The organism is Sphingobacterium lactis (assembly GCF_011046555.1).
GTDB lineage: Bacteria > Bacteroidota > Bacteroidia > Sphingobacteriales > Sphingobacteriaceae > Sphingobacterium > Sphingobacterium lactis.
In genome coordinates this window covers 2,853,839-2,875,342 of the sequence record NZ_CP049246.1, presented here as the reverse complement: position 1 = coordinate 2,875,342, position 21,504 = coordinate 2,853,839, and the positions used below count along the sequence as shown (strand labels likewise).

Below are 21,504 nucleotides of genomic sequence, written 5' to 3'. Positions count from 1 at the left end.
TTTTGATTTATTTGTCAATAAGTATTTGATAAACAAATAAATACAAACAAAAATTTTCCCCGACTCGATGTAACAGACTTAAATCAGACAATTTTGTCTTTTTTGTTTTCTAATTTTGTTTACAGTTTAAAATTTACAAGTTGAATACAAATAGATGAACGTGATGAATGAACAACAAATTGCACTGATTAAGGCGACCGTGCCTATCTTAAAAGAAAACGGCGTATTATTAACACGATATTTTTATGAACGCATGTTCAAGCACAATCCGGAGCTCAAGCATGTCTTTAATATGGGGAACCAGCAGTCTGGAAAGCAGCAGACCGCTCTGGCAATGGCTGTGTTGGCCTATGCTGAAAACATTGAAAACCCCGGCGTCTTGATGGGTATCGTGGATCATATCGGACACAAGCATACCAGCTTGGATATCCGTCCGGAGCATTACCAGATTGTAGGAAACCACCTGATCTCTTCCATAAAAGAAGTGTTGGGGGATGCTGCATCCGAGGAGCTACTGGAAGCTTGGACTTTAGCATACAACCAATTGGCAGCAATCATGTCCGGACATGAGGCAAAGATATATACCGACAAAGTGAATCATCCAGGCGGATGGACCGGATGGCGACCGTTTATCGTGAAGGAAAGGGTTAAAGAATCGGAAGAGATTACTTCCTTTTATCTGTATCCGGCAGATGGTGGTCGTATTGCCTCTCATCAACCGGGACAATACATCTCTGTTCGTCTTTTCCTTCCGGAACTGGATTTGTTGCAACCGAGACAATATTCCGTTTCCAACTCACCGAATGGGCAATATTACCGGATTTCCGTGAAACAGGAGAAGGGTAGTACACATCCCGATGGCATGATCAGCAACAGGCTCCATGAGCATGTGCAGGTTGGTGATACCATTGAGCTGACGTCACCTTCCGGAAATTTTGTCCTGGAAGGTAAGGAGCAAGGTAAACCACAAGTATTTATCAGTGGCGGAATAGGTCAAACGCCATTATTGGCTATGGTGGAAGATTTACTGACAGATCCAAACGTTGAACAGCCTATCGTTTGGGTTCACGGCTGTAGGAACGAACAGGTGCATGCATTTAGGGATAGGTTAAAGGAGATTGCTACCATAAACCCGCAATTTCAGAATCACCTCTTCTACGAACAGTTGGACCAAGATTGTGAACATGCGCGGTCCGGCATTGTGGATTTGCAGAAAATAGCCGACAAGGTGGTTTTGGAAGATGCCAATTACTACCTGTGCGGGCCAGCAGGATTTATCAGGAAGCAATATGAATTCCTAAAAGAAACAGGGGTTGATCCTTCATCCATCCATTTTGAGGAATTCGGCCCGGCATCCTTATCGCTGAATTAAAATGAATTAAATTAATCCTACTGGCGCCTGTTCAGGGTGTCAGTAGGTATTTAAATTGAGCAGCATGGAAACAAAACCATTGAAAAGGCATCCCGCTCTCCAACCGTTGAGCAAAGAGCATCATTTCGCGTTGCTCCTGTGTTGGAAGTTCAGACGCGGGTTGGAAAGACAGATCGATCCCGAACGCATTGGTCGATACGTGAAGGAAATGTGGACCCACCAGCTTGAACCACACTTCGCTATAGAGGAAGAATATGTGTTCGCAATTCTTGAGGAGGATCATAAATTGGTGCAAGAGGCGATAGGACAACATCGGAGCCTAAAGCGTTTAATTTTACAGGACTCCTTTACAGAAAAATCCTTGAACCGGATAGAAGAAACCCTGGAAGCACACATCCGATTGGAGGAACGGCAACTCTTCCCATTGGTCCAAAAGGCAGCATCCAAAGAACAGCTGGAACGCATACAGGTAAAGCACGACCATCCCATTGCAGAACTACCTTGGGAAGATGAATTTTGGAAAACCTAATTCCCACGAATATAAATTTTTAAAGGGCCAGAAAAAATAATTTTCAAACATGAGATAAATTTTGTATTTTGCTGTAAATCAGCTCAAAGAACCTATAAAATCTCTTGAAAATATTGACATTATCCATTCATTAAACTATCGAGCTTAAATACAATATTTTCTCATCAAAACCGCTGTTTTCTTGTAAAAAGTAAATCCAGAACACGCTCTGGCATTACGAAATTTTCAATTTTGTGCTGTTGTGGCTATGCTGGTGTGGTCTATGAAAAATTACCTTCTTGCTGCCATGTGGCTCTATGGACCTTCTCCGAGGTGAAGCCGTACTGCAAGCGAGGTGAAGTCGGGGTGAGAGCGTGCCTATAGACACGCTCTCACCACGCTCTCAGTACGCTCTCACCACGCTCTCATGTCAGACAAGGTCCAAAAAACAAACCAAGAATTACTATAATTTCGTTGTAATTTTATTAGCTCATCATTTCCAAATTATGGCTTTACAGCCATAAAACCCACTTTTTACATTTATCTTCCAAATCTAATTGCCTTACTGAAACCTTACATCTCCAATCTATTTCCTTATCTTTAAGGAAAATCCACTGATATGAGAAAAATCAATTTATTAATCCTTTCCTTTCTATTTACATTATTTGCAGGTGTTGCTTTTGGCCAATCCGACCGTGAATCGGTTGGAACGGTAATGGACAAATGGCACGAAGCTGCTGGAAAAGCGGACTTTCAAGCTTATTTTGACCTCATGGACAGTACTTCTGTTTTTATTGGTACCGATGCGACCGAGCGATGGAATAAGGCTGAATTTATGGCCTATGCCAAGCCGCATTTCGATAAAGGGAAGGCGTGGAACTTCACTAGCTTGGAAAGAAACATAGAATTTTCAGCTGATGGTAAAACCGCATGGATAGATGAGTTGTTAAATACGCAGATGAAGATATGCCGTGGGTCAGGTGTGCTCGAAAAGATCAATGGTCGTTGGTTAATCAAACATTATGTGCTGTCGATGACTGTACCTAATGCACTTGTAGATCAAGTGGTTCCGTTAAAATCTGCTGAAGAGGATAGCATAATAGAGAAATTAAACATAAACAAAAATAGGAGATAATATGTTAGTGAAACATGAAGTGTCTGGTAATAAAGGAGCATTTATTGCCGAAGAAGACGGAAAAAAAATTGGTGAGATGACGTATTCCCAGGCTGGACCTGGTAAGATCATAATCGATCATACCGAGGTTGATCCGGAGGAAAAGGGGAAAGGCATTGGCAGCATTATGTTGGAAAAAGCGGTGACACATGCCCGTGAGAACAACTTAAAGATTATGCCGTTGTGTCCATTCGCCAAAGCGCAATTTGATCGCGATGTCAACATTCGTGATGTCCTGTTTTAATCCAGGGATCGCGATATAATTATAACATAATCAACAATCTATGAAAGCAGTTATTATTGGTTGTACAGGTGCAACAGGCAGGGAATTGGTATTACAGCTCTTGGCAGATCCTAAGATCAGCCAGGTTATCGTACTGGTTCGCCGGCCATTTTTCTCTCCAGACCCCAAGTTATTGGAAGTCGAGGTTGACTTCGACAAACTGGAGGAATACAGACCTTATATCATAGGTGATATCGCTTTCTCTACCTTGGGTACGACCCTCGCAGCAGCAGGGAGTAAGGAGGAGCAATGGGTTGTTGATTATGATTATCAGTTGAAGTATGCCGCCTTGGCGAAACTGAATAAGATTCCCAATTTTGTTCTATTGTCATCAGCGCAAGCCAGCAAAACATCCCGTTTCTACTACAGCCGGATGAAAGGCCTATTGGAAGATGCCATCCAGGCGTTAGATTTCAAGAAACTCACCATTGTCAGACCGGGCCCCATAGATCGACCAAATACAGATCGAAAAGGCGAAAAAATTGCCGTAAAGGCCATTAATTTCTTGAATAAACTTGGGCTATTGAAGACTTATAAACCCATCTCGACAATGGATTTGGCAATGGTCATCAAAGATGCCGCGATGGATAAGAAACATCGTGAAATCGATATCTACAATCCCAAAGAGATCTGGGAAGAACTGGATCAGTAAACAGGAATTTCATCTTTTCGGAGCAATCCTATCCAGAACCGTCAAATTTTATTCAAGTTTGCGGTTAATTTCTGCTTTTAGCCCTATTTAAAATTGATTTTGTTATCTTTAGGCGAATTTTAAAAATTAGGTCAATCCCTAAATTGATTTTCATAGAATTTTGCAAAACAATATCATTTCAATAGAAAATTATGTCATCTAAAATCATTTACACAAAAACAGATGAAGCGCCTTTATTGGCAACGTATTCATTTCTACCGATCGTACAAGCATTTGCTAAGACAGCAGATATTGACGTTGAATTAAGAGATATTTCATTAGCGGGACGTATCCTGGCTAATCTGAATGAATATTTGGCTGATGGTCAGAAAACAACTGATGCATTGGCTGAGCTGGGCCAATTGGCAACCACTCCGGATGCGAACATCATTAAACTTCCCAATATTTCCGCTTCGATCCCGCAATTGAAGGGTGCAATTGCTGAATTGCAAAAAGCTGGATATGCCATTCCGAATTATCCGGATGCGCCAGCAAATGAAGAGGAAGAAAAAATCAAAGCTGCCTATGCAAAGGTATTGGGTTCCGCAGTGAATCCGGTATTGCGCGAAGGAAACTCTGATCGCCGTGCTCCAAAAGCTGTGAAAAACTACGCAAAAGCAAACCCACACAAAATGGGTGCTTGGTCTGCGGATAGCAAGACAAAGGTCGCTTCCATGCAGGATGGTGATTTCTACAGCTCCGAACAGTCTGTTACCATTGAAAATGACAGCCAATTTAAGATTGAATTTGTTGGTGCGAATGGCGAGACCAAAGAATTGAAAGGTTTGAGCAACCTGAAGGCTGGAGAAGTTATTGACTCCTCCGTTCTTCATATTGCTAAATTGAAAGATTTCGTAGCGCAAGCCATCCAAGAAGCGAAGGAAGCTGGCGTTTTACTTTCCGCACACTTGAAGGCGACGATGATGAAGGTTTCAGACCCGATCATTTTCGGTGCCATTGTGGAGGTATATTTTAAAGATGTATTCGCGAAATACGGTTCCTTATTCAATGAATTGGGAATTAATAAAAATAACGGTCTTGGTGAGGTTTATGCAAAGATTGCTGGCCACGCTCAAGAAGCGGAAGTTAAAGCGGCCATTGATGCAGCCATTGCAAATGGTCCGGACTTGGCGATGGTTAATTCCGATAAGGGAATTACCAACCTGCACGTTCCATCGGATGTCATTGTTGATGCATCCATGCCAGCGATGATCCGTATCGGTGGTAAAATGTGGGATAAAGCAGGTGCTGAACGCGATACCCTTGCCGTTATCCCTGATCGTTCATATGCAGGTATTTACGAAGCTGTTATCGAAGACTGTAAGCAGAACGGTGCTTACGATCCAAAAACAATGGGATCTGTGCCTAATGTTGGATTGATGGCGCAAAAAGCTGAAGAATACGGTTCCCACGATAAAACATTCCAGGCTACAGGTTCGGGTGTTATTCGTGTTGTGGACAATAACGGCAAGACCTTAATGGAGCAAGCCGTAGAGGAAGGTGATATCTTCCGCATGTGCCAAACTAAAGATGCACCTATCCAGGATTGGGTTAAACTTGCGGTAAACCGTGCGCGTCTTTCCAATACGCCGGCAATCTTCTGGTTGGATGAAAACCGTGCTCATGACAGAGAGATCATCAAAAAAGTGAATGCATACCTACCAAATTACGATACTAATGGTTTGGATATCCGTATCCTTTCCCCAATTGAGGCTACTAAATTCTCGATTGACCGTATCCGTAAGGGTGAAGACACCATTTCCGTAACAGGAAACGTTTTACGTGATTACCTGACGGATCTTTTCCCAATTTTGGAATTGGGTACATCTGCGAAAATGTTATCGATCGTTCCATTGATGAACGGCGGTGGTCTTTTCGAAACAGGAGCGGGTGGTTCTGCGCCTAAGCATGTTGAGCAATTTTTGGAGGAAGGTTATCTGCGTTGGGATTCTCTGGGAGAATTCCTAGCCCTACAAGCTTCTTTGGAGCATTTGGCACAGACTCAAAATAATGAAAAAGCACAGGTGTTAGCCGATGCATTGGATGAAGCGAATGCGAAATTCCTTGCAAACGATAAATCGCCTGCACGTAAAGTTGGACAAATCGACAACCGTGGTTCTCACTTTTACCTGGCTACCTATTGGGCAGAAGCCTTGGCAAACCAGACAAAAGATGCAGACCTAGCGGCGAAATTCAAATCTTTGGCGCAAGCGTTAACTGAGCAAGAAGATAAGATCAATGAAGAATTGATCGGTGCTCAGGGCAAGGCACAAAACATCGAAGGGTATTATTTCCCTAACGATGAGTTGGCAGCAAAAGCGATGCGTCCTTCAGCAACATTGAATGCTGCACTTGAAGGATTGAACTAAGTTCGGATTCCATAAAGATCATATCAGAGGTGGCTATACAAATAGCCACCTTTTTTTATGCGGTTTTTGTTGGAGAACGGTTATGGTCGATTTGAATCTGCGCCACTTATTTCTTATTTTAGGTTATTCAACGTATAAACCTTAAAATAATGACCAATAAACAGAGTAGACGTAATTTCCTGCAGCGCAGTTTGTTCACCATAGCGAGTGCTGCTGCAGCACCTTCCTTATTGTCCGCAGGTACAAGCACATTCACTGAAAGTGCTGATCAGAACGCCCTAAAATTAGGCATTGCTGGGTATAGCTTCGTAAACTTTAATCTGGAACAATCCTTAGCGATGATGAAGCGCATGGACGTACGGTATCTGTGCATCAAGGATTTTCACCTTCCATTGAACAGCACGGCCGAACAAATTGCCGCTTTCCATAAACAATTGGCAGCATCCAATGTCACGGGATATGCCGTTGGTCCTCTCTATATGAAAACCAAGGAAGAGATCGACCGGGCATTTGATTATTGTAAGCGTGTTGGTGTTAAATTGATGATCGGCGTGCCAGAGGTGAAGGATTTACCGTATGTAGCACAAAAGGCTAAAGAACATGGCTTCCAATACGGGATCCATAATCATGGTCCCGAAGATAAGCTCTATCCAAATGCTACCGTCATCTGGAACCATATCAAAGATCTGGATCAACACTTGGGCATGTGCTTCGATATGGGGCACGATACCCGGGATGGACAGGATGCTATAAAGGACCTCGTTCGATACAAAGACCGAATCTTTGATATCCATCTGAAAAATGTTACTGCCGCAGATGCAAAAGGGTCAACATGTGAGTTGGGACGTGGGGTTATCGATATCCCAGCATTTGTAAAAGCCTTATTTAAAATAAAATACGCTGGATGCTGCAGTATAGAATTTGAAAAAGACATGAAAGATCCATTGGCGGGAATTGCTGAATCCGTTGGTTATTTCCGTGGTGTCGTCAGTGCTATTTAAGCCAGTATGCATAAAATAGACGCGTTTTTGTTTAAATTGTAGGTATAAACCAAATTTTGATGAGAACGCTTTTATTTTTTATAATTAGCCTGTTTGCTGTACAAGCGTATGGGCAGCGTAGTTTTTCGTTGATCAATCCAAAGAAAAACACGTTCTCATTTGAAAATTCCGGTAATCTGGTTATTCTCCCCGTAAAAGTCAATGGTATCGATTTATCTTTTTTGTTGGATACCGGCGTAAAGGAAACGATCCTGTTTGCCTCCAAACAAGATACGGTTCCCTTAGAGAACATCAATAAGGTGAAATTCTCAGGGATCGGTATAGAAGACGGTGTGGAAGGCATTATGGCCGTAAACAATACTATTGAAATCGGGGGGATTCTCCAGGACAGTACCCATAACTTGTTTGTAATCGATGCGGAGGAATTGGATATCTCCAGCCATGTGGGTATTCCCATCAACGGAATTCTGGGAAGCCGGTTCTTCGATGATTTCCTGGTAAAAATAGATTATATAAAATCGAAGATCAGTGTTTTTGATCCTTTTTCGTATCCACAAAAAACAACAAGGGGATTTACGGAAATTCCCATCAGTATCGAACGCAGTAGACCTTATGTGCATATCGACTTGAATTTGGGCGACATCAATCTGCCGGATTCGAAAATGCTGGTGGATATGGGCAACTCCGATGGTCTGTTGATCTTTCCATTCCTACTGCAGGACTTTCAGGTTCGCGATCCCCATATCTATGATTTTATAGGCCGTGGCTTCAATGGCTTGATCTATGGGTTCAGAAATCGGATCAAAGGTTTTGAATGGGCGGGATTCTTCATCAAGCAGCCCATTGTGTCGTATCCGGATTCGAATGCTGTCCATGCGGCAAAATTGACGAAAGATCGCATTGGTTCGATCGGCAATCAGGCCCTACAGCACTTTCAGGTAATCTTTAACTATGCACAGAGCAAAATGTACCTGAAGAAGAACAAGAACTTTGGCAAACCTTTTCTGATCAATCTGACAGGCATGGATATCAAGCACGATGGCTTGGTGTGGACCAAGCAACGGATTCCGACCAGCCTGAGCCGCACACATAAGGGTAGGGAAGATGCCCTAGGTGGCACAACGGTCTATAACCAACAGGAGTTTACCTATGAATTCTCCCTTAAACCAATCTATAAGATCAGCAATATCCGGGAAGGATCATCCGCCGGAAAATCAGGACTGCAGGTCGACGATGAATTGATCGCGATCAATGGAAGACGGGTCCAGAACCTCAAAATGAAACAGATTATGGATATCCTGCAGCATAACGAAGGGGAGGAGTTAAAGGTTACGGTGCAGCGCGGAGAACAGCAGTTGCATTTTACGGTATTGCTGGAGGATCCCATTCCGTATCGGTGATTTATCCCAAGGCACTAGAGAGCCACCAGACGTGCTCGCTGAAAAATTGCTCTTGCGCAGACGCATTGATTCTAAGGGGTATGTTTTGAGGCACAAGAGAGCCACCACACATGCCAACCGCACAACTCTTGCGCCAGCGTTGCTCATTTATTATAAAGGGTTTGATGGAGGGCTTGTACCAAAACATGCCGTAGGCACAAGAGAGCTATTACACTTGCCATCCATTTAATTTGTTCTAATGTGGTTCATCTATTGAATAAAATTTCTGACGAGGGTTTTAATAGCACACATGCCAACCCCGGAGGGGTGCAACTATTTTAGAAACACCGCTATAAAATGTCAAAGTCTGAACGCCCAAGATTTCGGTTTGCTTTAGCAAATCGAAATCTTGGGCGTTCAGACTTTTTTTGTCATTCCTAGTTACACCCCTCTGGGGTTTCAGGCGAAAAGTGATGGCTTGCTAAAATAGTGACACCCCTAGCGGGGTTGCATGGGATGTAAAAAGGTTTTTAGGCACAAGATAGCCTTAATTAAACTTTCCATATTATTTGGGCAAGCGTGATTGTCCATGAGGCAAAAGAGAGCCACCACACATGCCACCCACAAAACTCTTGCGCCAGCTTGTTCATTCCCTGCAGCCCACCCTAGGTCTAACTATTTAATACTACCTACTAAATACAAAAAAGCTGCATAAGCAGCTTTTTTCTATTCATTGACAACGCCCATTTTACTGAACTTGTCGATACGTTCGGTAATCAGCGTATCCGTATCTTTGGCCTTCAGGACCGAAAGGTCGCTTAGGATTTTATTTTTTACATTGATGGCGGTTGATTCGGGATCTTGGTGTGCACCACCTAGCGGTTCTTCAATGATTCCATCGATCAATCCATTGCCGAGCATATCCTCAGCGGTAAGTTTAAGGGCTTCGGCAGCTCTTTCTTTCTGATCCCAGCTTCTCCAAAGGATGGATGAACAAGATTCAGGAGAGATCACGGAATACCACGTGTTCTGTAGCATATAGACACGATCACCGATTCCGATACCCAATGCACCACCAGATGCACCTTCACCGATCACGATACAGATAATAGGCACACGTAGTACGGACATTTCCAACAGGTTCCGTGCAATGGCTTCACCCTGTCCGCGCTCTTCAGCTTCCAATCCTGGATAGGCGCCCATCGTATCGATCAGGGTTACCACAGGGATATTGAATTTCTCTGCCATGCGCATCAGGCGCAATGCTTTTCTATATCCTTCAGGATTCGCCATTCCGAAATTGCGGAATTGACGCTCCTTGGTGTTCTTTCCTTTTTGATGACCGATTACCATAACCGATTGCCCACCAATGGTAGCCAAACCGCCAACGATGGCTTTATCATCTTTTACGTTTCTATCGCCGTGGAGCTCAATGAACTCATCACAGATCAAATCAATATAGTCGAATGTTTGTGGTCTGTCGGGATGTCTGGACATCTGCACTTTCTGCCAGCCAGTCATGTTTTGGTACACCTCAACCTTTGTTTGCTCCAGTTTCTCCTCCAATTCGCGAACGGTAGCACCCATGTCTACTTTCGTCTTCTCCTCAACCTGCTTAACCTTCTCGATCTGGGTCTGCAAATCAGCAATTGGCTTTTCAAAATCAAATGTTGTTTCCATATTTACCTGTTTGGTGTCGCTAAAAGCGAAGCTAAGTTAGCTGTTTTTTAAGAAATTTAAAATGTTATTTAATTGAATCGTTATGGTAAGTTAACATTATTTATATTTAACGGTTGATAACTAGATAGATAACAAACCAGCCTTCGGACATGTTTTGTTCGTGATTTAAAAAATAATATCTTCAAAGCCATGAATGCAAGCTCCACAGAAAACAAACCAAAGATTCCATGGACTTTTATCGGTAAGGTATTATTGACCATTATCCTCATCAGTGTACACCTGATGTTTGAGGATAGGATCAATGCCATCAAGCGGTTGCCACAGCTATTGAACGGGCTGTACACATTCCTCATCCCCAGTATCCTGCTGAGCATGTTGCGCTTTTTGGTGATCTTTCTGTACAATACCCGGCATTCGCAGAAACGCGTCCGCGGCAACTTCGTGTTGGGGATCAATCGCCTGACAGCTATCCTGAATACCATTTTTGCGGTCATCGCATTGATGTATGCCTTTGGCATTAACCCCAAGGAATTTATCACGAGCATGACCATTGTTGCCATGGCGATAGCGGTTATCTTTCGGGACTATATCACCAATATGATCTCGGGATTGATCGTGATGTTCTCCGAGCAGCTATCCGTTGGGGACAGGATTAAGGTTGGCGACCATAAGGGCCGCATCATCGACATTACCTTTGCCAATATTGTCCTGCAGGATGAAGAGGACGACATCGTCATGGTGCCGAACAACCTGGTCTTTACGGCCACTTTCATGAACCTTTCGGCCCACCAGTCCAGTCTGTTCTCTGTTCGCTTTGAACTGCCGATGGAAGTTTCGCTTCACATCGAGGAATTGGAAGAACAGTTGAAGCTCAGCATAACCACCCATCCAAACCTGTCTTTTAAAGAAGATGATTTTCAATTAAAGGTAACGGAATTGGGGAAAGATTTCGTGCGTTATAAATTGGATCTCCATGCCGTGACCAATAGTAATAGGATGCACCGGACACTGGAAAATGAAATTCTAAAAGAAATTATAAAATTTGAACGGAAGATCCTTAAATCTTCCTGACCTTAATCCGCTTGACGAAATGGTGCGAACCTTTCTTCAGGATCAGGTCGGCCCTATACCTGGTCGGTTGGATGTTCTCATGTAGGTTCGGACGGTTGATCTCGTTCCAGATTTGGGTAGCCATGGCGTAACTTTCTTCCGTACTCAGATCAGCGTATTTATGGAAGTAAGAATCGGTATTCTGGAAAGCTGTTGCGCGCAGGGATTCAAAACGATCGATATACCAGGACACGATATTCTTTTCATCCGCATCCACATAGATTGAGTAATCAAAGAAATCCGAAACGAAGACGCCATTCTTACGAGAATTAACCTGCAGGACGTTGATGCCTTCGACGATAAGGATATCGGGCTGGGAAATGTGCAATTTCTCGTTCGGCAGCACATCGTATTCCATATGGGAGTACAGGGGAACAGAAACCTGCGACTTGCCGGATTTGATATCCGCCAGAAACTGCAGCAATTGTTTTGTGTCGTAACTTTCAGGAAACCCTTTTCTATTCAATATACCGCGTTTGATCAGTTCCTTATTTGGATAGAGGAATCCATCCGTGGTGACCAATTCTACTTTTGGTCGGTTGGGCAATAGCGATAGTACTTTCTTCAATACCCGTGCGGTGGTACTTTTGCCTACGGCCACAGAACCGGCGATACCGATGATAAACGGCAATTTCTGCTGGTTCCGTTTAAAGAACACGTTGCTCTTGGCATGTAATTCCTGAAAAGTATTGATATGCACCTCAAGCAGGTGGGCGAGGGGAAGGTAGATATCTTCAATCTCGTCCATCGTTAACGGTTCATTCAGGGCATGTAGGCGATCCAGATCGATATCTTGGATGGTATGGCTGAATTGGCCGTTCAAACGCTTCCATTGTTCCCGTGTGAAGTTCTGGAAGGGGCTCGTAAAAGTATGTTCGCTTATTGAGGGCATAACACAAGTATTATTTGGAGTCGCAAATATACAATCCTGCTGTGTGATTTACTTATTTTGTATCAATTAGATTACTTTCGATCACGATCGGATGCTGTAACATTTTCTGTACAGGACATTTTTCCCCAATGGTATAGATCCTTCTGCGTTGTTCCTCGTCCAGGTCTCCATCGATGGTGATATTGCAGGTGATATAGGTGGTTTGTTGCAGATCGCTCTTCTGCACCTCACTGCTCATCTTGATTTCAATTTTATTTACTTTCCATGCTTTCCTGTTAATGTACATGCGCATGGTAATTGCTTTACAGGTACCAACGGATGATAATAGGAGCTGGGTAGGGGTAAGGCCTTTATTCTGCCCGCCGAGTTCAATCGGTTCATCAGCCAAGAGGCTTAATTCTTCATATTGTACAGTCGTTGTATAAGCTTCTTCACCGATGCTTACCAAAACCTCATTTGCCATAGTTTATTCTTCTTCTAAAAGTCCTTTAATAATTAATGTACCCGTTGCTGGGTTAGTTGCCAATGGGACATTCCACAAATCGCAGATGCGCATCAGCATTTGGATATCGGGTTCGTGGGCGTGCTTACCAAGTGGATCACGGAAGAAAATTATGCCATCCACTTTTCCCTCAGCGGCCATGGCTGCAATCTGCGCATCTCCACCTTTTGGGCCAGATAACTTTAACTCCACCTCCAATCCGGTCTGTTGAATATAAGAACCCGTTGTTCCGGTTGCTACAAGATGAGCATGGGATAGGACCTCCTGGTGGTCTTTTACAAAACCGACCATTTCCGCTTTTTTGCCGTCATGGGCAATCAGTGCGATAGTTTTTGCCATTGGTATTCGATATTGTTCTAAATTGTCCGTAATATACTAAAAATCGGCAAAAAGAGGTGTTATAGCACAATAAGATGTTGATAGTATAACAATGGATTCGTATTAATTCCATTGCCGGTTGCAAAGAATAGGTTGGACATTGGCCCCAACGAATCGATAGCTGATCTATTTGCTTTGATTGGTATTAAACCGCTCAATCAGTTGGATAATTTCTTTTGATTTCAGGTTCTTATTGTCTGATGATTGGATTTCTTTTGCTATTTCAGGGTCCGAGTCCAAGAGGTTGAGTAAATTTTCATGATTCCTTTTGATCTGTCTACCTAATATATCCTTAGAAAACAGATAGGTTGGATTTCCGTCGGCAGTAATGGCAAAAACCTCGGTTGTCTTACTGACATTGATGCCAATGCCTGGTCCACCTGTGCCGTAACTTGCCATCGGACCTACATTTCTGGATACAAATTCGACCACATAGATTGGTCCTGAAGTCAAAGATTGCAGTAGGATAGGCTCCCCATTTTCATCGTTTATATTATTAATTTGGATATACTTTAGGGATTTCTTGCCATTATAAGCAGATTTGATATCCTGAGCCAGGTATTTCATTCGCTGGCCATCCTTTGGCGTGAATGTTATGCTTTTGGCTTGGTACATCCCGAATTTTCCGAATACGGTATCCCCCGAATTCATGACGATATAACTGTCCTGGGCTTGTGAAAACTGGGTTGAAATCGCAAGGATTGTCAATAGCAATAAAATGTATTTCATAATAAATGGTTCATTAAAAATGAGTTGGAACACAAATATAAAATTAATTCCAGAAAAATGGGGAAGGTACTGTTTAAATCCTTATATTTGCACCCGTTGACACGGAGAGGTGTCAGAGTGGTCGAATGAGCAGTCCTGGAAAGACTGTATACGGGATGACTGTATCGAGGGTTCGAATCCCTCCCTCTCCGCCAAAGAAATCAAAGCCCGACAGTAGTCGGGTTTTGTTGTTTCTGATGTTTTTGCAAACGTGTTTGCTGAAAGATCCAGAAACAACAAAACCGGAAAGCGTAGCGATCGGCTTTGATTGTTTGAAGCCTGAGCCAAAATATGGGACCCTCTATAGGATACAAACTTCACATCATAAAAAATGGCTCTTATAGGAGACATTGGTTTTTTTGTTGCCCAAAGTCAAAAAACTATCAGACACCTACCAATAGGTTTTTCAAAAAATGAAAGTGCATAACTGGGAATGTTATTCAATAATCCAGCAATCTATATCGATTTCCTGATCATTCGTGTGATGAAAAGAATGGACCTTCTTATTGATAGAAAGAGCACCCTAACTACGACATAAGATATTTGTTGAGTCATAGCCCGACAATTCCTCAGCAACGAATTTGATTTAAACCTACCAAAGTGTAATATCAATAAGACAATACAACTCTAGGTTGTGTCTTCATTCTTAATGTATTGCATTAGAACAAAATTCCCTATTGCCTTCATTCTCACCATTTTGTTCCCCGAAAACCAAAATTTAATCCAAATCAGTAAATGGGTGGTTGATCAGCTACATGTTTTGTAAAAAATGTCGAAAATCGGTAGTTTATTTCTTAGCGACCATACAGGCTAATATTATTTTTCTACCTTCGTGTCGAATTTACACACAACTGTTAAAAAACACACATCTATTAATACATGAATAAGAGAACCTATGAATCTCCTTGTATCCTTGTCGAAAGAATTTATACTGAAAATTCGATTGCTGCACATTCGATCATGGTAAGTCCATCAACAGATAGTTTCACCCATGAATGGGAAGATACCCAAGAGGTAAACAAGGACTATACTTGGCAATAATCACACACTATTATACGAATACATGAAATTATTAAATATACTTTTTGGATTGGGTATCTGCGCATTGAGTCTGAACATGACTTCTTGTAGCAAGGAAGCTTCTGATATGGAAGCCTCAACTTCAGGTCAGGTTTCTGTCGGGATCAATAAACTAAGTTTAGGGTTTGATTTTGAGGAAGAGAGCAAATCGCAATCGGGCGCAAATGCTGGATCTGCGAATAGCCGGTTGGTTCAATCGATCGATATTGCAGGAGATGAAGGGACCTTCGCTGCAACTGCAGATTTGATAGAAGTTAAGGATAGTCCGAATTCCGGATTGAAGATGAATGCCTCGAAGGCAGCGACGCCTCAGATCGCCCCAGTTCCGGCAGGAACATTATACCGGCTTTTTGTGTACAATGCGGATAATTCTTTCGTTGCCTACAAAGACTTTAAGCGCGGTGATACAGGGGCAACGTATGGAGAAAACAGAGTCTTTAACTTGGATGGGGGTAAGGAATATATTTTTGTTTGTTACACCATCATGAGTACCTCAGCTTTGCCCGAACTTCCGGATAACCCAAGCGCTCCCCTTAACTTAACACAGATCAATCCGATTAAGCCAACAAAAAATAGTCAGGGACACTATACAGAGCCTGTTGGAAACACTGATAAGGGTATTGATGGGGGATCAGATTTCTGTTATTGGATTTCTAAGGTCAAGTTAACGGATCACCTTAAATTGAATATTAATCTAAAACATATGTATGTTGGATTACAGATCTATATCAAAGCACCTACTGGCGGAAAATTATGGTTAAATAATCCTGCACAAGGAATTCCCAATAGGATTGATTCTATCTCGCGTTCACTACCATTCACCAACCGTACCACAACCTGGTTAAAAGATGGTTCCCAAACGAATCCGTATACACTTGGCGAAAACCTTTTAGGGAAAACGCTGAATTTTACTGATCAAAAAGATGCCGCAGTCCTAGAAATCCCTGCCGTTGTTTTTAACATGGGGGTGAATGAAACGACTAATGGACAGGTCTTTGTGCATAACGTTACATTTGCTAGATCGCCTGCCCAAAGATCAAAACGGAGTGTTATTCTTTCCGGTTTAAATTTTAAGGCCAGAACTAAATATGTTTTGAACATCAATATTAAATAGCAAATTCTTTGCATAGGAAAGCGGCATGATGTTATAATCATGCCGCTTTTATTTTTAGCTATACTTTCCCGCCAAAAATAAGTAACGGAACCAGGTTTCATTTGTTCTACATACATGAAACTTCCGAAATTCACCGACCGGCAATTATGGGCGTTCCGGTGGTTCTTTCTCTATCCGGCATTGATCATCTTAATCGGGCGATTGATCATCTTCTTCGTGATGTTATATGATTCGACTAAACAATAACCTATACGATTTAATTTCGCAGCCGTATTTATCAACAACAGACTTTCTGTCGTGAAAATGAGGTTTAAATAATGTTTAAACATCAATAAATAGGATGGAGGACCATAAAGGCGGCCATGTTAGGTTTTTAGCATAATTTTTCGTATCTTTGTCCATCACGAAGGCAAATCTCTTATCCCATCCTTACCTCGGTCTTAAGACAAATCCTTTATTTTTTTAACCCTAATTCTATTTAATGGCTAAAAGTCAACTTACATTCAAGAAAAAAGAAACCGCAAAAAAGAAGCAGCTGAAAAAGCTCGAAAAACAAGAACGTAGAGAAATGAACAAAGCGAACAACGACAAAGGAAAAGCGTTGGAGGAAATGTTCGTTTATGTGGATGAATTTGGAAATCTTTCCGATACTCCACCATCACAACCTTACAAATTCAAGGAGGAAGATTTACAACGTCCCGCCGATCCGGAAGATGAATACTTATTTGGTAAAGTATCGTATTACAACGAAGTTGGTCATTATGGCTTTATCCGAGACAATGTGACGCGCGAGACTGTTTATTTCAATGACAACCTAGCTGGTATGGTTCTTAACCTGAATCAGAAGGTAAAATACAAGTATGTCCGTTCTAAACAGGGGAATCAGATTTCTGAAGTAGAATTGATATAAAAACAAATTTGCATTATATTAACTTGGGTTGCTCGAATTTTGGGCAACCTTTTTTTGTGTCTAGCGGAATTTGTCAAGTTATTGGACACAAAAAAAAGCAGCAAGGAAGTCCCTGCTGCTTTTTCCATTGGTATTTGGAATTACGCTAAACGTACGTTTACTGCATTTACACCTTTTCTACCATTTTCAATTTCGAATGTTACTGAATCGTTTTCACGAACTTTGTCAACTAGACCTGTAACATGTACGAATACATCAGCACCACCATTTGATGGAGTGATAAAACCGAATCCTTTTGTTTCGTTAAAGAATTTTACTGTTCCTTCTTCTTGCATTGTATTAATTATTTATTGTTTATTATCTTGTTTTACTTCTTCAATCTGAAATCCGATCAATTTCTGAATTTTGAGCAGCAATGGTTTTTCTTCATCACTGCAGAAAGAAAACGCGAGACCGGCATTTCCGGCACGCCCAGTTCTCCCGATTCTGTGCACATATGTTTCTGATTCCTCAGGTAAATCATAATTGATTACACGTGGTAATTCATGGATATCGATTCCCCGAGCAGCAATATCTGTTGCTATAAGTACATTAATCTTGCCAGATTTAAAAGACTCCAACGCTTGCTGTCTCGCATTCTGCGATTTGTTCCCGTGAATACACGCCGTTAATATACCACTTTTCCCCAAAGTTTTCACTAATCTATTTGCACCATGTTTGGTTCGTGTGAACACAAGGGTCTGTTGCGTTGTTCCAGAACCTAGTATTTTCGCGAGTAGGGCAGCTTTTGCCTTCTTTTCGACATGGTAGACTTGTTGAGAAACTTTTTCTGCAGTTGATGATACCGGACTGACTTGAACCTCTACAGGAGATCTTAGAATTTCTTCTGCAAGCTTCCGTATACTTTTCGGCATGGTGGCCGAGAATAGGAGGGTCTGCCGTTCTTTTGGAATGACCTTGAGTAATTTCTTGATATCATGGATAAAACCCATGTCAAGCATATTATCCGCTTCATCGAGCACAAAATAGCGCAACGCACGAAGGTCAATGAGTTTTTGTCCCAAAAGATCCAATAATCGTCCGGGGGTGGCTACAATAATAGTTGCACCTTTTTTAAGGCTTTCCACTTGTTTGTGTTGGGATACACCTCCGAAAATTACGGTGTGTTTAATCTGCAGGTATTTGCTGTAGGCGTCAAGGCTCTGGCCAATCTGTATGGCCAATTCTCTTGTGGGTACCAAAATTAAAGCTTGAGTCTTGTTGTCGGTAAGGCCTGATTGTGCGATTTTCTGCAACAAAGGGATTGCAAATGCTGCCGTTTTCCCCGTTCCAGTTTGAGCACAACCAATGATATCTTTTCCCGTTAATAATACCGGGATTGCTTGCTGCTGTATAGCAGTTGGTTCATTGTAACCAATTTCCTGTATAGCTTTCAATAATGGAGCTATCAGGTCCATGTTTTTAAATTCCATTTATTCTTCTTAAACTCCACGAACGATAAATCATACGTATCGTGGAATTGAATCCAGCACAAGCCGTGGCACCTATCAAAAACAGGTATCTCGTTTGTTAACAGTAATATAAAAGGAACTTAAAATCAGAATTCAAATGCCAAATGCAATACTTGCAAAATATCAATGATAACAAATTGGCAACTGAAATAGCTAGCATCAGACGGGTTTCTCACAAATGAAACGATGTCTTCTTGCGCTTAGGCAGGACCCAAATCAATTACAAAGTTAGGGTTAATTAATGGTAATCGAAAATGTTTTATTTAATTACTTAATTTAATTGGATGCTTGCATTTCTTTTCCTCCAATTTATTGTCGTTTTTCCAAAAGGAATATGATTTCCAAAACCGATGTTTCTATTTATTGTGTATCAATATGAGAAATTGTGTCAATTTGCAACAACTTGTGTGGTCGTCATTGGCATTTCTGATGACAAATTATGACTAGGAGTGCATTCAGGCGGTTATTTCCAAGATTATATGTTTGCGACATCTACTTAGTGTAGGCTTAACACTACAAAACCAATTTCTAACCCTTATCAACAGAAAATTCTTCGTTTTAAAACAAATGGTTCCTTACTTTTGTATCACATTATGTAAGTAATGTCACACACACGACACTATTAATTAAGAGCACACAACTATTAAGGTACCTTCACAACGTACTTTTTTCTTCATTCAAAATGCCTATTGGCTACTCTTTTTTCGTAGGGTTCTGTTGTATTTTAATTTTTAATAAAAAGTGATTTTTATAATGAAAAAGAAGTATTTCAAACCAACTGTTAATGTTCAAAAGGTCTACCTTGAAGCAGGTATTGCCGCAGGTTCTGCTGTCGTTCGTCCCGAAAATGGTGATGGATGGATTCAGGAAGAATGGACAGAAGATGATGACCAAATCCGTGATCTGGACTGGTAATTTCCAAACTAACTATTAAGAAAGAAATGAAAAAAATGAACAATACAAAGCTCGTGAACCGCTACCTCGGTTTCCTTGCTATCCTTTTTATAGGTTTTTCTTCATGTCAAAAGGATGTTTCCTCTGATGACGTTGCCCCTGGGAAGGCCATCGTAAAATTAAATCTTCAGGAATCCTTCGTTCAAGATGATAATCAAGTGAATGGCAGTAAATCAAGCACACGTTCTACAGGAACAACTCCCATTGTTAAGGACACCACGATGATGTTTGGTGGATATATGGTCGATGTGCAATTGGTTGATGAGAGCATTGCCGCAGCACGTGGCATACAAACCTCCACTTCCAAAAGTAATGGCGGTATCAAGGCGGCTTCAGTCGTTAAACAGAATAAAATTGAAGAGGATGTAATCTATAGAATGGTTGCATTTAAGGAAAATGGCGACTTTTTTGCCCAACAGGACTATGTTCACGGTGAAGAAGGTACGCAACCCCCAATGCAAGTTGACGCAGGATTTACCTACCATTTTATAGTCTATTCCATCAGTAGCAAAACCGACGCACCTCCAGCAATTACCTACGAAGGTGGTGTGCAGAAACTGGAGAATGCAAAACTTGCCGGTGTAACACAGGATTTGATGGTATATGTACTAAAGAATAAGGCAATTGACCATGGAACTACTAATTTGGATGTTATCATGCAACATAAATTCAGTATGATCACGACCACCATTAATATGGGAAGTATGATGAACGGTCATATCACGAATTTATCCAATGTGCGTTTCAGTGGTACAAGTGCAAGTGCAGATTATAAATTTGACACCAATACCATTACCTATAACAATCAAACAGCTGGAAGTCAAACAGTAACTTGGCCAGATTTGGGGAGTGGTCTCCGTACGGTGACCAGTAATCCAACCATTGTCATCAACCCTACATCTACCGATAGGAGTTTAGTCTTTGGCCGTTTTGCTATGGATGATGAGGACATCGCAAATTATACCGTATCAGGGATCAAAGTTACACCTGGTCACAAATATAATTTAATCCTCAACTTCAGAACATGTACACAAGAAGCTGAATTGGGTAAGGATGTCCTGAACTGGTTCTACAACGAAACCCCAGACCAAAAAGGTATTATGGTCGATGGTGTATTCCGTCCGAATGGTTATGTATTGAGTAAATCATTTAATGCACCTTATACTAACTACGGATTTACATTTGACTTTACCCGTTTGGATAATGCATTCAACATGAAAATCAATGGCGAATGGATGGTTTTAGATGAGGATGAAGATCAAATCCAATTCCAGACCTATGATAATACCGCTAACGGTGAAGGTATCATTACCCGTAACATTGAGTTTATCGATGGTGAGGAATACAGTGATAAAAACGGTCAGGTGAATGAATATGGTATTAAAACCATTTGGGATATGCGCGGAACGACAGCTAATCCAATGATCAGGGTTTCTATCAGTAGATCTGGACAGATTTCCATTCTGGGCAGTAAAACTGATGGCGGTGAATTAATCCAATTGGTATTAAAGAACAAAGCACGTTTCAACCCGAATATCAAATGGAACAGAGATGCAGCAAATGTAATTGAAGTAACACAAAAGGTATCCAACAACACCATTATTCAAGGTCGTGGTTATGGAAAACAAAAAGTGGGTTGTCCAGTAATTACACGTTAAATAAAGGATTTTTCATTAATTATTAGATAGAGTCGGAGAGCCTGCTGCAAAGCAGGCTCTTTTTATTTACCTAATATTCTAGATGATTTTTAAGAACAGGAAAACAAAATGGCTTGTCCTTTGTTCATCATGAACATCGCAATACAACCAAATAAAGCAAAATGCGTTCT

At 41.5% G+C, this 21,504-nt stretch carries 21 protein-coding genes and 1 tRNA gene; 15 read left to right on the top strand and 7 right to left on the bottom strand.

Annotated elements, in window-relative coordinates:
• The first annotated feature begins 163 nt into the window (after positions 1-163).
• The 8 genes from hmpA (at position 164) to G6N79_RS12500 (ending at position 8,798) form a co-directional block, all read left to right on the top strand.
• Positions 164-1,372 carry an NO-inducible flavohemoprotein gene (gene hmpA / locus G6N79_RS12535; protein ID WP_103906443.1) on the top strand — a complete coding sequence of 403 codons (1,209 nt, stop codon included), beginning with the start codon at positions 164-166 and terminating at the stop codon, positions 1,370-1,372.
• A 64-nt stretch (positions 1,373-1,436) separates the two neighbouring features.
• On the top strand, positions 1,437-1,901 hold the full coding sequence (locus tag G6N79_RS12530) for a hemerythrin domain-containing protein (protein WP_103906219.1): 465 nt from the start codon (positions 1,437-1,439) through the stop codon (positions 1,899-1,901).
• Between the two features lie 598 nt (positions 1,902-2,499).
• A complete protein-coding gene (locus G6N79_RS12525) occupies positions 2,500-3,015 on the top strand; it encodes a nuclear transport factor 2 family protein (protein ID WP_103906220.1) in 516 nt (171 codons plus the stop codon).
• Position 3,016: 1 nt separating this feature from the next.
• The gene (locus tag G6N79_RS12520; protein ID WP_103906221.1) at positions 3,017-3,298 is read left to right on the top strand and encodes a GNAT family N-acetyltransferase; all 282 of its coding nucleotides are present in this window, start codon (positions 3,017-3,019) and stop codon (positions 3,296-3,298) included.
• A 40-nt stretch (positions 3,299-3,338) separates the two neighbouring features.
• Complete coding sequence (locus G6N79_RS12515) at positions 3,339-3,989, top strand: Rossmann-fold NAD(P)-binding domain-containing protein (protein ID WP_200818786.1); 651 nt, start codon at positions 3,339-3,341, stop codon at positions 3,987-3,989.
• Positions 3,990-4,180: 191 nt separating this feature from the next.
• Positions 4,181-6,397 carry an NADP-dependent isocitrate dehydrogenase gene (locus G6N79_RS12510; RefSeq protein WP_103906222.1) on the top strand — a complete coding sequence of 739 codons (2,217 nt, stop codon included), beginning with the start codon at positions 4,181-4,183 and terminating at the stop codon, positions 6,395-6,397.
• Positions 6,398-6,546: 149 nt separating this feature from the next.
• Positions 6,547-7,398: a sugar phosphate isomerase/epimerase family protein gene (locus tag G6N79_RS12505; protein ID WP_103906223.1), complete on the top strand. Its 852-nt coding sequence runs from the start codon at positions 6,547-6,549 to the stop codon at positions 7,396-7,398.
• A gap of 59 nt (positions 7,399-7,457) precedes the next feature.
• Positions 7,458-8,798 (top strand): PDZ domain-containing protein, encoded by a 1,341-nt coding sequence (locus tag G6N79_RS12500; protein WP_103906224.1) that lies wholly within the window; start codon positions 7,458-7,460, stop codon positions 8,796-8,798.
• 705 nt (positions 8,799-9,503) lie between these two features.
• On the opposite strand, the gene G6N79_RS12495 is transcribed toward G6N79_RS12500, so the two are convergent.
• Complete coding sequence (locus G6N79_RS12495) at positions 9,504-10,457, bottom strand: acetyl-CoA carboxylase carboxyltransferase subunit alpha (RefSeq protein ID WP_103906225.1); 954 nt, start codon at positions 10,455-10,457, stop codon at positions 9,504-9,506.
• Between the two features lie 189 nt (positions 10,458-10,646).
• On the opposite strand from G6N79_RS12495, the gene G6N79_RS12490 reads away from it, so the two are divergent.
• Positions 10,647-11,528, top strand: coding sequence for a mechanosensitive ion channel family protein (locus tag G6N79_RS12490; protein ID WP_103906226.1), 882 nt, complete (start codon positions 10,647-10,649; stop codon positions 11,526-11,528).
• Here G6N79_RS12490 and coaA read toward each other — a convergent pair.
• The 4 genes from coaA to G6N79_RS12470 form a co-directional block, all read right to left on the bottom strand.
• Positions 11,515-12,459, bottom strand: coding sequence for a type I pantothenate kinase (gene coaA / locus G6N79_RS12485; RefSeq protein WP_103906227.1), 945 nt, complete (start codon positions 12,457-12,459; stop codon positions 11,515-11,517). The two genes, G6N79_RS12490 and coaA, sit on opposite strands and share 14 nt — an antisense overlap.
• A 52-nt stretch (positions 12,460-12,511) precedes the next feature.
• Positions 12,512-12,922, bottom strand: a complete 411-nt coding sequence (locus G6N79_RS12480; RefSeq protein ID WP_103906228.1) for an OsmC family protein — start codon at positions 12,920-12,922, stop codon at positions 12,512-12,514.
• Between the two features lie 3 nt (positions 12,923-12,925).
• Positions 12,926-13,300, bottom strand: coding sequence for a methylglyoxal synthase (locus tag G6N79_RS12475; RefSeq protein WP_103906229.1), 375 nt, complete (start codon positions 13,298-13,300; stop codon positions 12,926-12,928).
• 165 nt (positions 13,301-13,465) lie between these two features.
• Positions 13,466-14,068: a hypothetical protein gene (locus G6N79_RS12470; RefSeq protein ID WP_103906230.1), complete on the bottom strand. Its 603-nt coding sequence runs from the start codon at positions 14,066-14,068 to the stop codon at positions 13,466-13,468.
• Positions 14,069-14,171: 103 nt separating this feature from the next.
• On the opposite strand from G6N79_RS12470, the gene G6N79_RS12465 reads away from it, so the two are divergent.
• The 4 genes from G6N79_RS12465 (at position 14,172) to G6N79_RS12455 (ending at position 17,211) form a co-directional block, all read left to right on the top strand.
• Positions 14,172-14,262 (top strand) — tRNA-Ser (locus G6N79_RS12465).
• 908 nt (positions 14,263-15,170) lie between these two features.
• A complete protein-coding gene (locus tag G6N79_RS12460) occupies positions 15,171-16,301 on the top strand; it encodes a hypothetical protein (RefSeq protein ID WP_146060614.1) in 1,131 nt (376 codons plus the stop codon).
• A gap of 114 nt (positions 16,302-16,415) precedes the next feature.
• Positions 16,416-16,547 (top strand): hypothetical protein, encoded by a 132-nt coding sequence (locus tag G6N79_RS17710; RefSeq protein WP_262508098.1) that lies wholly within the window; start codon positions 16,416-16,418, stop codon positions 16,545-16,547.
• A 235-nt stretch (positions 16,548-16,782) separates the two neighbouring features.
• Positions 16,783-17,211 (top strand): cold-shock protein, encoded by a 429-nt coding sequence (locus G6N79_RS12455; protein WP_234993192.1) that lies wholly within the window; start codon positions 16,783-16,785, stop codon positions 17,209-17,211.
• Positions 17,212-17,351: 140 nt separating this feature from the next.
• Here G6N79_RS12455 and G6N79_RS12450 read toward each other — a convergent pair whose 3' ends face one another.
• Both G6N79_RS12450 and G6N79_RS12445 read right to left on the bottom strand, forming a co-directional pair.
• On the bottom strand, positions 17,352-17,546 hold the full coding sequence (locus G6N79_RS12450; RefSeq protein ID WP_103906232.1) for a cold-shock protein: 195 nt from the start codon (positions 17,544-17,546) through the stop codon (positions 17,352-17,354).
• Positions 17,547-17,558: 12 nt separating this feature from the next.
• Positions 17,559-18,683: a DEAD/DEAH box helicase gene (locus G6N79_RS12445; protein ID WP_103906233.1), complete on the bottom strand. Its 1,125-nt coding sequence runs from the start codon at positions 18,681-18,683 to the stop codon at positions 17,559-17,561.
• 792 nt (positions 18,684-19,475) lie between these two features.
• On the opposite strand from G6N79_RS12445, the gene G6N79_RS12440 reads away from it, so the two are divergent.
• Together G6N79_RS12440 and G6N79_RS12435 are read left to right on the top strand one after the other, a co-directional pair.
• Complete coding sequence (locus G6N79_RS12440; protein ID WP_164527214.1) at positions 19,476-19,637, top strand: hypothetical protein; 162 nt, start codon at positions 19,476-19,478, stop codon at positions 19,635-19,637.
• Positions 19,638-19,672: 35 nt separating this feature from the next.
• Positions 19,673-21,334 (top strand): fimbrillin family protein, encoded by a 1,662-nt coding sequence (locus G6N79_RS12435; protein ID WP_146060615.1) that lies wholly within the window; start codon positions 19,673-19,675, stop codon positions 21,332-21,334.
• Positions 21,335-21,504 lie beyond the last annotated feature (170 nt).

Coding starts and splice junctions, on each gene's coding strand:
- hmpA (WP_103906443.1), top strand. CDS start 164: ATGAATGAACAACAAATTGCACTGATTAAGGCGACCGTGCCTATCTTA.
- G6N79_RS12530 (WP_103906219.1), top strand. CDS start 1,437: ATGGAAACAAAACCATTGAAAAGGCATCCCGCTCTCCAACCGTTGAGC.
- G6N79_RS12525 (WP_103906220.1), top strand. CDS start 2,500: ATGAGAAAAATCAATTTATTAATCCTTTCCTTTCTATTTACATTATTT.
- G6N79_RS12520 (WP_103906221.1), top strand. CDS start 3,017: ATGTTAGTGAAACATGAAGTGTCTGGTAATAAAGGAGCATTTATTGCC.
- G6N79_RS12515 (WP_200818786.1), top strand. CDS start 3,339: ATGAAAGCAGTTATTATTGGTTGTACAGGTGCAACAGGCAGGGAATTG.
- G6N79_RS12510 (WP_103906222.1), top strand. CDS start 4,181: ATGTCATCTAAAATCATTTACACAAAAACAGATGAAGCGCCTTTATTG.
- G6N79_RS12505 (WP_103906223.1), top strand. CDS start 6,547: ATGACCAATAAACAGAGTAGACGTAATTTCCTGCAGCGCAGTTTGTTC.
- G6N79_RS12500 (WP_103906224.1), top strand. CDS start 7,458: ATGAGAACGCTTTTATTTTTTATAATTAGCCTGTTTGCTGTACAAGCG.
- G6N79_RS12495 (WP_103906225.1), bottom strand. CDS start 10,457: ATGGAAACAACATTTGATTTTGAAAAGCCAATTGCTGATTTGCAGACC.
- G6N79_RS12490 (WP_103906226.1), top strand. CDS start 10,647: ATGAATGCAAGCTCCACAGAAAACAAACCAAAGATTCCATGGACTTTT.
- coaA (WP_103906227.1), bottom strand. CDS start 12,459: ATGCCCTCAATAAGCGAACATACTTTTACGAGCCCCTTCCAGAACTTC.
- G6N79_RS12480 (WP_103906228.1), bottom strand. CDS start 12,922: ATGGCAAATGAGGTTTTGGTAAGCATCGGTGAAGAAGCTTATACAACG.
- G6N79_RS12475 (WP_103906229.1), bottom strand. CDS start 13,300: ATGGCAAAAACTATCGCACTGATTGCCCATGACGGCAAAAAAGCGGAA.
- G6N79_RS12470 (WP_103906230.1), bottom strand. CDS start 14,068: ATGAAATACATTTTATTGCTATTGACAATCCTTGCGATTTCAACCCAG.
- G6N79_RS12460 (WP_146060614.1), top strand. CDS start 15,171: ATGAAATTATTAAATATACTTTTTGGATTGGGTATCTGCGCATTGAGT.
- G6N79_RS17710 (WP_262508098.1), top strand. CDS start 16,416: ATGAAACTTCCGAAATTCACCGACCGGCAATTATGGGCGTTCCGGTGG.
- G6N79_RS12455 (WP_234993192.1), top strand. CDS start 16,783: ATGGCTAAAAGTCAACTTACATTCAAGAAAAAAGAAACCGCAAAAAAG.
- G6N79_RS12450 (WP_103906232.1), bottom strand. CDS start 17,546: ATGCAAGAAGAAGGAACAGTAAAATTCTTTAACGAAACAAAAGGATTC.
- G6N79_RS12445 (WP_103906233.1), bottom strand. CDS start 18,683: ATGGAATTTAAAAACATGGACCTGATAGCTCCATTATTGAAAGCTATA.
- G6N79_RS12440 (WP_164527214.1), top strand. CDS start 19,476: ATGAAAAAGAAGTATTTCAAACCAACTGTTAATGTTCAAAAGGTCTAC.
- G6N79_RS12435 (WP_146060615.1), top strand. CDS start 19,673: ATGAACAATACAAAGCTCGTGAACCGCTACCTCGGTTTCCTTGCTATC.